We start from the raw sequence: 12,032 nt of genomic DNA on the forward strand, positions 1-12,032 counted from the left end.
AAGTGGATATTGTTTTGGCTAGGGGGTTGGGTCATGAAAGCGCCGGGCTGAAAGGCGGTAAAGTGTAATTATTGGTTTATTCTGGCAGTTCTTTGTGCTATAAAGCGCGCCTCTTTTTGCTGGGTGTAACACCCACGGAAAGAAAACACTGTTTTAAAGCACTTAATTTTCAAACGTCACATATATACCGACACGCAAAGCCTGGGTGCCCAATGCTCGCTCTTATTTGCGATCATGATGGTTGGTTAGCGGGGTATGTAGAGGCCTAACCCAGTAGGAATACTAAAATGCCACAAGTAAGCATGCGTGATATGTTGTCCGCAGGTGTCCACTTCGGTCACCAAACCCGTTACTGGAACCCAAAGATGGGTAAGTACATCTTCGGTGCGCGTAACAAAATCCATATTATAAACCTTGAGCACACTGTGCCTGCGTTCAACGAAGCTTTGGCTTTGGTTCAACAAATGGCCTCTCAAAAGAAAAAGATTCTGTTTGTTGGTACCAAGCGCGCCGCGCAAAAGACCATCAAAGAAGAAGCAATCCGTGCTGGCCAGCCATTTGTTAGTCATCGCTGGTTGGGTGGCATGCTCACCAACTACAAAACCATTCGTGCATCTATCCGTCGCTTGCAAGAGCTGACCACCCAGAGTGAAGACGGTACTTTTGCCAAGTTGACCAAGAAAGAAGCGCTGATGCGCAGCCGCGACATGGAAAAGCTTGAGCGTTCAATCGGTGGTATCAAGAATATCGCTGGTTTGCCTGATGCAATGTTTGTAATTGATGTTGATCACGAGCGCATTGCAATTCAGGAAGCTAATAAGTTGGGTATTCCTGTAATTGGTATCGTTGATACCAATAGCAATCCTGAAGGTGTTGACTACGTAATTCCTGGTAACGACGACGCTATCCGTGCGATCAAGTTGTACGTAACTGCTATCGCTGATGCTTGTTTGGAAGGTTCCAAGTCATCTTCTTCTGTGCCAAACAAAGATGAATATGTAGCTGCTGAAGGCGCTGCAGAGTAATCGCGTAATCAAACGACCATAAAGCTTTGTTAGCTTGCTTGCGAGCGCAGAGTTGTCGAAAGAGGGGGCTAGGCCCCCTTTTTTCAAATTTGAATTTGAACATTTATAGAGGATACAACCATGTCAGCTGTAACTCCTGCTTTGGTAAAAGAACTGCGCGACCGTACCGGTTTGGGCATGATGGAATGTAAAAAAGCCTTGGGTGAAGCCAATGGCGATATTGAACTGGCTATCGAAAACCTGCGTAAGGTTTCTGGCTTGAAAGCTGCCAAAAAAGAAGGTCGCACTGCTGCTGATGGCGTTGTTGCCGTCAAGGTTGCGCCGGACAATAGCTACGGCGTAGTGATCGAAGTTAACTCTGAAACTGACTTCGTGGCGCGCGATGCAGGCTTTCTGGCGTTTGTAAACTCTGTATTGGACAAGGCATTTGCTACCAAACAAACCGACGTTGCAGCGGTTATGGCTGGTGAGTTGGAATCTGCTCGTGAAGCGCTGGTGCAGAAGATTGGTGAGAAGATCAGCGTTCGTCGCATTAGCTTGGTTGAAGGTGGTGTTGTAGGTGGTTACCTGCACTTGAACAACCGCATCGCGGTATTGGTTCAGTTGGAAGGTGGTAACGAAGAGACCGCTAAAGACGTTGCTATGCACGTAGCGGCAGTTAACCCGCAAGTGGTCAGCTCTGACCAAATGCCTGCAGACGTTGTTGAGAAAGAAAAAGAAATTATCCGTGCGCAGCCAGATATGGCTGGTAAGCCAGCAGAAATCGTTGAGAAAATGATTGTTGGTCGTATCAGTAAGTTCTTGAAAGAGGCTAGTTTGGTTGATCAGGCTTTTGTTAAAAACCCTGAGCAAACTGTTGCCCAATTCGCTAAGGCGGCTGGCGCCACTGTTAAGAGCTTTGTGCGTCTGGAAGTGGGCGAAGGTATCGAGGTTGCGGTTGTGGACTTCGCGGCTGAAGTGGCTGCGCAGGTTGCTGCTAGTAAGGCCTAATTTATCGCCTGTGTAGGGTGAGAGTTGGCACGAAAAAGAGGCCGGGTGGCAACACCCGGCCTCTTTTTTTCTGTTACACTGCACCGATTTTTCGGCCCCTCGACAGGTGTGGGCATTTGCGGCTAACTCATTGTTTTGGAGAGCATTTATGTCCGGCCCCAGAGATAAAAAGTACAAGCGTATTCTGTTGAAACTCAGCGGTGAAGAGTTGATGGGTACAGAAGGATTCGGTATAGACCCCAAAGTGCTCGACAAAATGGCCCTGGAAATTGGTCAGTTGGTGGGCATCGGTGTTCAAGTAGGGCTAGTGATTGGTGGTGGCAATTTGTTTCGTGGAGCGGCACTGAGTGCGGCTGGACTGGATCGTGTAACAGGCGACCATATGGGTATGTTGGCCACGGTTATGAATGCCCTTGCAATGCGCGATGCGCTTGAGCGCTCCAATATTTCTTCGCGTGTGATGTCTGCCATTCCTATGAGTGGAGTGGTAGAGCATTATGATCGTCGTCGGGCGGTGCGTTTCCTCAATTCGGGCGAAGTTGTGATTTTTTCTGCCGGCACGGGTAACCCATTTTTTACCACTGATTCCGCCGCTTGCTTGCGCGGGATTGAAGTGGATGCAGATATAGTGCTCAAAGCTACCAAAGTGGATGGCGTGTACTCTGCGGATCCGAAAAAAGACCCCACAGCAACCAAGTATGACCGTCTTTCTTACGATGAAGTACTTGATAAAAAATTGGGGGTAATGGATCTGACGGCAATTTGTTTGTGTCGCGAACACGATATGCCAGTGCGTGTATTCCGCATGAATAAAGCGGGCGCTCTGTTGAATATTGTAGTTGGAAGCAACGAAGGTACTTTGATTGAAGAGGATAAATCATGATCAACGATATTAAAAAAGACGCCGAAGCGCGCATGAAAAAAGCGATTGAAGCACTGGGCAACAACTTCAATAAAATCCGCACTGGCCGTGCTCACCCAAGCCTGCTGGATGGCATTATGGTCGATTACTACGGTAGCCCTACGCCCCTCAGTCAAGTGGCCAATATCAACATTGAAGATGCGCGCACGCTGTCGGTTAGCCCTTGGGAGCGTAACTTGGTGCCTGCAATCGAAAAAGCCATTATGAAATCCGACTTGGGGTTGAATCCATCCACCAACAACGGTTTGATTCGTATTCCCCTCCCCATGTTGACAGAAGAAACCCGTAAAAACTTTATCAAACAAGCGCGCGCTGAAGCAGAAAATGGCCGTGTTGCAGTGCGTAATGTGCGCCGCGATGTGTTAGGTGATATCAAAGCCTTGCTGAAAGATAAGGCAATTGGTGAGGATGATGAGCGTCGCGCACAGGATGACATCCAAAAAATTACCGATAAATATATCGCTGAAGTAGACAAGGCGCTGGCTGCTAAAGAAGTTGATTTGATGGCAGTTTAGTTCGCATCCTCTTACTGGGCGCCTCTCGACTGTGGAGGCGATCCAGCTTCCTGTACCGAGACTCATAACTTTCATTACAAAAACAAATAACAGGCGATCGGTGATAATCCGGTATTGGCTTGTCGCTGGGAGACTACGCGTGACTGAAAATCGTCTTCGCCACGTGGCGATCATTATGGATGGCAACAATCGTTGGGCCAAACAGCGCGGTATGGCAGGTGTTTCTGGTCACAAGGTTGGTGTTGAGCGTATTCGCGATGTAATGGCTGCTTGCCAGGATCAAGGAGTAGAGGTGCTTACTGTTTTTGCTTTCAGTAGTGAAAACTGGCGTCGTCCTCCAGTAGAGGTGGAGGCATTAATGTCACTTTTTCATCTCTACCTTAAAAATGAAGCCAAAGCCTTGAAAAAAAAAGGCGTTGCGCTACGTGTTATTGGTAATCGCGCGCGTTTTAGTCCCGCGATTCAAAAAGCCATTGTGGCGGCTGAGGAGCTTACTGCCGGTGGTAAAACTTCACTGGTTATCGCTGCAGATTATGGCGGTCGATGGGATATAGCTGAAGCAGCAAAAAAGCTTGCACAGCAAGTGAGTGATGGCAGTCTTGACCTTGATTGCATTAATGAAACGACCTTGCACGCCCACACTTGTCTAGCTGATTTGCCGCCGTTGGATCTTCTCATTCGTACAGGCGGAGAAGTGCGCATCAGTAATTTTCTTTTGTGGCAGTCTGCTTACGCTGAGTTTTATTTTAGTGACAAGCTCTGGCCTGATTTTGATGGTGAAGAGTTGAAAAAAGCCATTGCTAATTTCTATGAGCGCCAGCGTCGCTTTGGGATGACGGGCGATCAAATACATGCAGGTGCACTTAATGCTTAAGCAGCGTGTAATTACAGCACTGATTTTGGCGGTCATTTTTGTGTCTGCCTTGTTTGGATTGCCTGCGGGTTATTTCTCGTTTTTTATCGGTGCTGTTGTGCTTGTTGGTGCTTGGGAGTGGTCAAGCCTTGCCGGTTTTTCGGCACGCTGGCAGCGCGCCCTATATGTATTGTTCAATTTTATTGCGCTGTTCTGTGTGTCCGCATATTTGGGATTTGAAGGTGAGGCGAGCCCTGATTTAAACCGGGCATCCATTCAAGAGTTGCTGGTTGGCGGCTGTGTTTGGTGGGCTTTAGCATTGTTATTGGTACAAGGTTATCCATCCAGTGCGCTCTTGTGGGGACATAAAGTGTTGCGACTACTGATGGGTTTGCTGGTTCTTATTCCTACCTGGGTTGCCTTGGTCTATGTGCGTCAGCAGGAGGCCGGGGCTTGGTTAGTGCTGTTGCTTATGTTGATTGTTGCCATGGCTGATAGCGGTGGTTACTTTGCGGGTAAGCGTTTTGGTAAGCATAAACTGGCTCCGGCGGTTAGCCCGGGAAAAACCTGGGAAGGTTTTGCGGGTGGTTTGATCGCCAATTGTTTACTTGCCACTGTGCTAAGTGTGTCTCTGGATGTGGATCTTCTATTGATACTGGTGCTTGTAGTGCCTACGAGTCTTATTTCTGTGTTGGGTGATTTATTAGAGAGCATGTTAAAGCGTCATGCCGGTATCAAAGATAGCGGGGTTATTTTGCCAGGGCATGGTGGAATATTGGATCGGGTAGATGGGGTAACAGCCGCTGCCCCTGTGTTCGCGTTGGCGCTTCTTGGAACTGGCGCATTCTCCCCGGCAGGGCTGTGATATGTCTCTCCAGCTTCAACAAATTACGGTTCTTGGTGCCACAGGTTCTATTGGGGTAAGCACATTGGATGTTGTTGCCCGCCATCCAGATCGTTACAAGGTATTTGCTTTGACGGCTGATCGCCGCTGGCAATTACTTGCCACCCAGTGTTTGCAGCATCAGCCTCGTTACGCTGTATTAAACGATGCAAAAGCGGCAGCCAACTTGACTGCTGAGTTGCAGCGTCAGGGCTGCGAAACGGAGGTGCTGCAAGGTGCTTCTGCTTTGGAAGCTGTAGCTGCCCATGAACAAGTGGATACAGTTATGGCGGCCATAGTGGGGGGCGCAGGCTTATTACCAACACTTGCTGCAGTCAATGCTGGAAAAAAAGTATTACTCGCCAATAAAGAAGCTTTGGTAATGGCCGGCGGCTTGTTTACACAGGCAGTTCAAAAAAGTGGTGCAGTGCTTTTGCCTATTGATAGTGAGCACAACGCAATATTTCAGTGCTTGCCCAATCATCGCAGTGACTATCTAGCCAGAGGTTTAATGTCCAGTGGTGTAAGAAAAATCCTGTTGACTGCGTCAGGAGGGCCATTTCGGAATACACCTTCATGTGATCTGGCAAAAGTAACTCCCGAACAGGCTTGCGCTCACCCAAATTGGAGTATGGGTCAGAAAATCTCTGTTGATTCTGCCACTATGATGAATAAAGGGCTTGAATTGATCGAAGCCTGTTGGTTGTTTAACGCGCGGCCACACCAGATTCAGGTTGTGATCCATCCCCAAAGTGTCATTCATTCTATGGTGGAATACATAGATGGCTCTGTACTGGCCCAGTTGGGAAACCCGGATATGCGCACGCCTATTGCACACGCCTTGGCTTGGCCCGAGCGAATGGAGTCTGGTGTAGCTAGTCTGGATATCATTGCGACGGCTCGTCTCGATTTCAGTGAACCGGATCTTTTGCGCTTTCCCTGCTTGCGTTTGGCTCAAAATGCAGCCGATGTATCGGGCACGACACCGGCGTTACTCAATGCCGCCAATGAAGTGGCTGTTGCCGCTTTCCTCTCTCGCCAGATTCGCTTCGACCAAATTGCGCAGTTGAATGAAGAAGTACTAAGTCGCTTGGTCGCTGTTGAACCAACCAGTCTGGAAGAGGTTCAAAGCGCCGATACTGAGGCGCGCGCCATGGCGAGTCAGTTGATTAACAGCTGGTGATGTTTATCCGAGGGCAGTTCTCATGTCGTTGATCCAGACAGTCCTTTCTTTTGTGGTTGCGCTACTGATATTAGTGTCTATCCACGAGTTTGGTCATTTCTATGTGGCACGTCGTTGTGGAGTCAAAGTACTTCGCTTTTCTATTGGTTTTGGCAAGGTGCTCTGGTCTTGGCGTGACAAACAGGGTACTGAGTATGCGCTTGCAGCCCTGCCTTTGGGTGGCTATGTCAAAATGCTGGATGAACGCGAAGCGCCGGTGAATAGCGATGAGCAAAGCATGGCGTTCAACAATAAAACCGTATGGCAGCGTATTGCGATTGTGGCTGCCGGCCCTATTGCTAATTTCCTTTTGGCGATCCTGTTGTTCTGGGTGCTGCTGCTGCAAGGACAGCGCGATTTGATTCCACAAATAGCCAGTGTGGAGCCGGGTTCAATCGCTGCGCAAGCCGGTCTTGAGGCTGGTCAAGAAATCCTCTCTGTGGATGCTATTCCAACGCCTACCTGGCAGGCACTTAATAAGGCGCTGTTAAATCGACTGGGCGAAACAGGAACCATAGCCTTCAGTGTGGCCTATCCAGATTCGCATTTTACTTATGAGTCTGAAGGCCGGTTGGATAATTGGCTGCGCGACTCTACTGACCCCGATCCTGTGGCTGGTTTGGGGATCAAGCTTCGACTGCCAGAGATACCTGCAGTTATCGGCGAGGTTGTTGCCGGTGGTGTGGCGGAGGCTGCAGGGTTTGCGGTAGGGGATCGATTAATTGCAGTGAATGATATAGCCATTAGCGACTGGCAGTTTTGGGTGGATTATGTACGCACCCATCCCGAACGAGACATGGTTGTACTGATTGAACGCGAGGCTACCGAATTGCGTATCGAACTGAGACCGCAAGCTATCAAGGACGGGCAGCACACTGTTGGATGGGTGGGGTTAGGTGCGCAGGCTGGGTCAATTCCCGAATCTATGATTCGCACCTATGAATATACCGTGTTTGGCGCTTTTGTGGCCGGCGTTAATAAAACCTGGGAAACATCCGGCTTTGTACTTTTATCAGTCAAAAAATTGATTCTTGGGGAAATTTCCACGAAAAACTTGAGTGGACCGATAACCATTGCTAAGGTGGCGGGCTCTTCTGCCGAGAGTGGCCTGAGGAGCTTTATTGGTTTTGTCGCTCTGCTGAGTGTGTTCCTCGCGGTATTTAACCTTTTACCTATCCCTGTGCTGGATGGTGGTCACTTATTTTATTACTTTATTGAAGTAATTAAGGGAAAACCGGTGTCCGACAAAGTGCAGATGCTGGGGTATCAGGTTGGACTCTTCTTGGTCATCAGTTTAAGCGTGCTAGCGCTGTATAACGACATAATGCGGCTTTAAATCGGCAGCTGTGCCGAGCCGTAGCCAACATTCATTTACGATTAGAAAAGATTCTATGATGCGAGTTTCGATGCGAGTTATTGGCTGTTTTCTGGGGCTGATCCTGTGCTGTACGGCTTATGCACAGACCTTCCGTGTAAGTGATATTCGTGTGGAGGGACTGCAACGTGTGTCTGCAGGTTCTGTTTTTAGTGCTTTGCCAATTCGGGTTGGTGATGTGCTTACACAAGCTGATATTCAGAGCGCAACTCGTGAATTATTTAAAGTAGGTTATTTTTCCGACGTTGAAATCAAGCGTGATGGAGATGTATTGGTGCTAGTGATCAAGGAGCGCCCGGCCATCAACAAAATCGAATTAAAAGGTAACAAAGCCATCAAAACTGAAAACTTGATGGACAGCCTCAGAGACAACAATTTATCTGAAGGGCAAATTTTCCAGCGCGCCACTCTTGAAGGTATTACTCAGGCGTTGCAGCGCGAGTACGTCAATCAGGGGCGTTATGGTGCTAGTGTAAATATTGAAATTGAAGATATGCCTCGCAACCAGGTAAAAGTTCTGGTGAAGATCGACGAAGGTAGCCCTTCTCGTATCAAGCAAATCAACATTGTTGGTAACCATAGCTACACAGAAGAAGACTTGGTTGATTTGTTTGAGTTGAAAACTACTGGTATGTGGTCATGGATTTCCGGCAACGACAAATACAATCGTGAGAAATTAAAAGGCGATCTGGAACGCTTGGAATCCTGGTATTTGGATCGCGGTTATCTGAATTTTAAAATTGATTCTTCCCAAATATCGCTTAGCACTGATAAGTCCAAGATATTTATAACTGTAAATATTACCGAAGGCGATATATACCGCGTTAATGGCATAGAGTTGGCTGGTGATCCTGCGATTGATGAAAATATTATTCGCAGCATGATTCTTGTGAAAAAGGATCAAATCTTTTCCCAGATTTTGATGACTACATCTGAAGAGTACGTGACCAAACGTTTGGGTAATGAAGGTTATACTTTTGCTAAAGTCGAAGGCATGCCTGAGCGTAATGAGGCGGATAAAACGGTAAAAATTACCTTCTTCATTGATCCGGGCAAACGCGCTTATGTGAATCGCATTAATTTCCGCGGTAACACTAAAACAGTGGATGAAGTACTGCGCCGCGAAATGCGCCAAATGGAAGGTGGCTCTGCCAACTCTGCACAAATCGAGCACTCAAAAGTTCGTTTGGAGCGTTTAGGTTTCTTCAAAGAAGTTAAAGTAGAAAATAAAGAAGTTCCTGGAACCTCAGATCAAATCGATGTTGAGTACACTGTTGAAGAGCAGCCATCAGGTAGTATGGGGCTACAAGTAGGTTATGCCCAGTATTCCGGCTTGCTGTTCTCTGCGAGCATTCAGCAAAACAACTGGTTCGGTACGGGAAAACAAGTTGGATTTAGTTTTAGTCACAACCGTTATCAAACCGCCTATAACTTTAATTATAACGATCCTTATTTTACTCCCGATGGTGTCAGTCGTGGTTTGAGTTTGTATTACACCAAGAGTGACTACGGCTCATACAATATTACACCTTACAGTACTAACGTTTACGGCGGAAAAATTAACTTTGGCTACCCCATCTCCGATATTGAGCGTATAGGCTTTGATATAGGTCTACGTAGTTTAAACGTTGATTACACTTCATATTCATCCCAGGAAATTATTCGGACACCTTTCTGGAATCCCAATTATGGCTATATAAGCCAGGATGAAAATTATGAATTAACTCTGCGCAAACGACTGGGACTCGACTATCCATTAGGTAGCTTTGAAATTAAATCTGTCGATGAAAGCATGTTGGGTACGCCCGGTTTTCTGGATATCTACGGCGATACTTTCAATGATGCCCAAGCCAGCGTTTATTGGTTAAGGTCAACACTCAATCGCGGTATTCTTGCGAACCGTGGCGCATCGCAGCAATTGGGTATAGAAGTGTCATTGCCTGGCGGTGACCTGCAGTACTACAAAATTAACTACAATGGTCAAATATTCCAACCTCTGACGCGCGCGCTAACATTGCGTCTTCATACCCGTATAGGTTATGCCGCAGCCTATGGTGATTTGGACGAGTTACCTTTCTTTGAACATTATTATGCAGGTGGCTTTGGATCTGTTCGTGGTTTCGAGCGTAATACGTTGGGCCCTCGCAGTACTTATATTCGAGAAGCAATTGTTGCCAATACTGTTTGGGATGACGTAAACGGTGATGGTATTGCACAAGCGAGCGAGCAGAGTAATCCTGCTTATGTTCTCTGCAGCGATCCGGATGCTGGTAATTACGATGCTAACATCGCGTGTGATGAGGGAGTTTTATTATCCAACGCCAATACCAATAATTTGGTTGGTAGGACACGTGGCGCCTTCGGTGGTAATGTTTTGATTCAGGGCGGGGCAGAAATACTCTTCCCACTTCCGTTTATCAAAGATCAGCGCTCGCTACAAACTACATTTTTTGTCGATGCGGGGAATGTCTTTGACACACATTGCGGCGCAACACAGTTGAATTGTTATGATGTCGATTTGAGTAAAATTAATGCATCTGTAGGATTTGGTTTGACGTGGATTTCAGGATTCGGCCCTATGACTTTCAGTATCGCGGAGCCGTTTAAGGAAAATGAGTACGATCGTACCGAAGTGTTCCAATTTTCGTTGGGACAAACGTTTTAATAATAATTGTTTGGGCTAATTATCCAGAGGAATAGATTGTGACTGTTACACAGAAAATGTTTGCTGTAATTGCTTTATCTTTGGTTTCTGCAGCATCCTTTGCGCAGGGGAAGGTAGTTGTATTGGATCCAACAGGGGCTGTGATGGCTACAGCTGCTGCAAAAGCTAAATTTGAGAAATTACAAAAGAGTGCTGATTTTGCGGCTGCAAAAGCAAAACTTGATGGCCTTGCTGCAGATATCAAAGCACTGCAAACTGAATACCAGAAAGACGGTATGACTTGGAGTGCGGAAAAACGTGCCGAAAGTGAAAAGAAATTACAAAGCTTGGGGCAGGATTATCAATTCCAGGGTAAAAAGCTTCAAGGCGAACAGCAGGCATTGATGCAGCAAATCATGCAGGAGTTGGGTCCAAAAATGGAAACCGTGGTTAAGCAATTGGTTGAGTCTGAGAATATCAGCATGATTGTTGATGCCAAGTCAGTAATGATGGCCAAGCCAGAAAATGATTTGACTCCAAAAGTGACCGAACTTTTGAATAAAGCTAAATAATCAAAGCGAGTAAATGGTGACACGCACTTATTCACTGCTGGGATTGGCGGAGTACTTGGGTGCTGAGCTAGTTGGTGATCCAACGCATGAAATAAGTGCTTTGGCTACATTGCAGAAAGCTGAGGCTAATAGCCTCAGCTTTCTTGCTAATCCTGCGTACAAAAAGTACTTGGGCTCCACCAATGCCGGTGCGGTTATTTTGCATCCTGATCTGCAACATGAATTTGCGGGTAACAAACTGGTTTCTGTAAAACCTTACGTGGACTATGCCCGAGTCTCGGCTTTGTTTTCATCTGTCCCGACAGCGGAAGCGGGGGTTCATCCTTCTGCGGTTGTTGGTGACGGCTGTTCTATTGCTAATACAGCCTCGGTAGGTCCAAATGCTGTGATTGGCAAAGGGGTAGTTTTGGCAGATGGGGTTATAATCGGCTCTGGCAGCTATATTGGTGATGATAGCTCTATTGGACCTAACACCCGGGTTGCAGCGAATGTCAGTATCTATCACGGCATTACCATTGGTGGCGGGTGTATATTACATAGTGGTTGTGTGATAGGGGCTGATGGTTTTGGCTTTGCTCCACAGGATGATGGTTGGCTTAAAATCCATCAGCTCGGTGGAGTTGTAATTGGTGATAATGTTGAGATTGGGGCTTGCACCTGTATAGATCGTGGAGCCTTGGATGATACTTGGATTGCCGATGGGGTAATTATCGACAATCATGTTCAGATTGCCCACAACGTTCGTATCGGTAAAAACACGGCTATTGCCGGGCATTCTGCTATTGCTGGGAGCACGACAATAGGCGCTAACTGCACCATCGCCGGTGCTGTTGCCATTGTGGGTCATATTAGCTTGGCCGATAAAGTTCATGTTACTGCAAGAAGTTTTGTTTCTGCTTCGATCACCGAAGCGGGTTCTTACTCATCGGGAACACCACTGGCGCCAACTAAAGATTGGCGTAAAAATGCCGCCCGCTTTCGTCAGTTAGATTCATTAGCTACGCGCTTAATAAAACTTGAACGCGAATAAG

Annotated in this window: 11 protein-coding genes; all 11 read left to right on the forward strand. The window is 47.1% G+C overall.

The features are described 5' to 3' along the window. Positions 1-287 precede the first annotated feature (287 nt). The 11 genes from rpsB to lpxD all read left to right on the forward strand — a co-directional run bounded on the left by rpsB (position 288) and on the right by lpxD (position 12,031). Complete coding sequence (rpsB, locus tag ACFODX_RS17025) at positions 288-1,025, forward strand: 30S ribosomal protein S2 (RefSeq protein WP_378121371.1); 738 nt, start codon at positions 288-290, stop codon at positions 1,023-1,025. Positions 1,026-1,145: 120 nt separating this feature from the next. Next, positions 1,146-2,015, forward strand: a complete 870-nt coding sequence (gene tsf / locus ACFODX_RS17030) for a translation elongation factor Ts (RefSeq protein ID WP_378121373.1) — start codon at positions 1,146-1,148, stop codon at positions 2,013-2,015. Between the two features lie 148 nt (positions 2,016-2,163). Then, positions 2,164-2,898 carry a UMP kinase gene (gene pyrH, locus ACFODX_RS17035; protein ID WP_324259447.1) on the forward strand — a complete coding sequence of 245 codons (735 nt, stop codon included), beginning with the start codon at positions 2,164-2,166 and terminating at the stop codon, positions 2,896-2,898. Next, complete coding sequence (frr, locus tag ACFODX_RS17040) at positions 2,895-3,452, forward strand: ribosome recycling factor (RefSeq protein ID WP_378121376.1); 558 nt, start codon at positions 2,895-2,897, stop codon at positions 3,450-3,452. Before pyrH ends, frr begins: the two co-directional genes overlap by 4 nt. Positions 3,453-3,591: 139 nt before the next feature. After that, positions 3,592-4,326, forward strand: coding sequence for a polyprenyl diphosphate synthase (uppS, locus tag ACFODX_RS17045; protein WP_378121519.1), 735 nt, complete (start codon positions 3,592-3,594; stop codon positions 4,324-4,326). Beyond that, positions 4,319-5,170 (forward strand): phosphatidate cytidylyltransferase, encoded by an 852-nt coding sequence (locus ACFODX_RS17050; RefSeq protein ID WP_378121378.1) that lies wholly within the window; start codon positions 4,319-4,321, stop codon positions 5,168-5,170. Before uppS ends, ACFODX_RS17050 begins: the two co-directional genes overlap by 8 nt. Position 5,171: 1 nt before the next feature. Beyond that, on the forward strand, positions 5,172-6,371 hold the full coding sequence (gene ispC, locus ACFODX_RS17055) for a 1-deoxy-D-xylulose-5-phosphate reductoisomerase (protein ID WP_378121380.1): 1,200 nt from the start codon (positions 5,172-5,174) through the stop codon (positions 6,369-6,371). Positions 6,372-6,393: 22 nt separating this feature from the next. Further along, positions 6,394-7,746, forward strand: a complete 1,353-nt coding sequence (gene rseP, locus ACFODX_RS17060) for an RIP metalloprotease RseP (protein WP_378121382.1) — start codon at positions 6,394-6,396, stop codon at positions 7,744-7,746. A 70-nt stretch (positions 7,747-7,816) separates the two neighbouring features. Beyond that, complete coding sequence (bamA, locus tag ACFODX_RS17065) at positions 7,817-10,450, forward strand: outer membrane protein assembly factor BamA (protein ID WP_378121521.1); 2,634 nt, start codon at positions 7,817-7,819, stop codon at positions 10,448-10,450. 38 nt (positions 10,451-10,488) lie between these two features. Further along, complete coding sequence (locus ACFODX_RS17070) at positions 10,489-11,001, forward strand: OmpH family outer membrane protein (protein WP_324259453.1); 513 nt, start codon at positions 10,489-10,491, stop codon at positions 10,999-11,001. Positions 11,002-11,014: 13 nt separating this feature from the next. Then, complete coding sequence (gene lpxD, locus ACFODX_RS17075) at positions 11,015-12,031, forward strand: UDP-3-O-(3-hydroxymyristoyl)glucosamine N-acyltransferase (protein WP_378121385.1); 1,017 nt, start codon at positions 11,015-11,017, stop codon at positions 12,029-12,031. The last annotated feature ends 1 nt before the right edge of the window (position 12,032 follow it).

This window comes from Cellvibrio fontiphilus, from assembly GCF_042646205.1.
Taxonomy (GTDB): Bacteria; Pseudomonadota; Gammaproteobacteria; order Pseudomonadales; family Cellvibrionaceae; genus Cellvibrio; species Cellvibrio fontiphilus_A.

Coding starts and splice junctions, on each gene's coding strand:
- rpsB (WP_378121371.1), top strand. CDS start 288: ATGCCACAAGTAAGCATGCGTGATATGTTGTCCGCAGGTGTCCACTTC.
- tsf (WP_378121373.1), top strand. CDS start 1,146: ATGTCAGCTGTAACTCCTGCTTTGGTAAAAGAACTGCGCGACCGTACC.
- pyrH (WP_324259447.1), top strand. CDS start 2,164: ATGTCCGGCCCCAGAGATAAAAAGTACAAGCGTATTCTGTTGAAACTC.
- frr (WP_378121376.1), top strand. CDS start 2,895: ATGATCAACGATATTAAAAAAGACGCCGAAGCGCGCATGAAAAAAGCG.
- ACFODX_RS17050 (WP_378121378.1), top strand. CDS start 4,319: ATGCTTAAGCAGCGTGTAATTACAGCACTGATTTTGGCGGTCATTTTT.
- ispC (WP_378121380.1), top strand. CDS start 5,172: ATGTCTCTCCAGCTTCAACAAATTACGGTTCTTGGTGCCACAGGTTCT.
- rseP (WP_378121382.1), top strand. CDS start 6,394: ATGTCGTTGATCCAGACAGTCCTTTCTTTTGTGGTTGCGCTACTGATA.
- bamA (WP_378121521.1), top strand. CDS start 7,817: ATGCGAGTTATTGGCTGTTTTCTGGGGCTGATCCTGTGCTGTACGGCT.
- lpxD (WP_378121385.1), top strand. CDS start 11,015: ATGGTGACACGCACTTATTCACTGCTGGGATTGGCGGAGTACTTGGGT.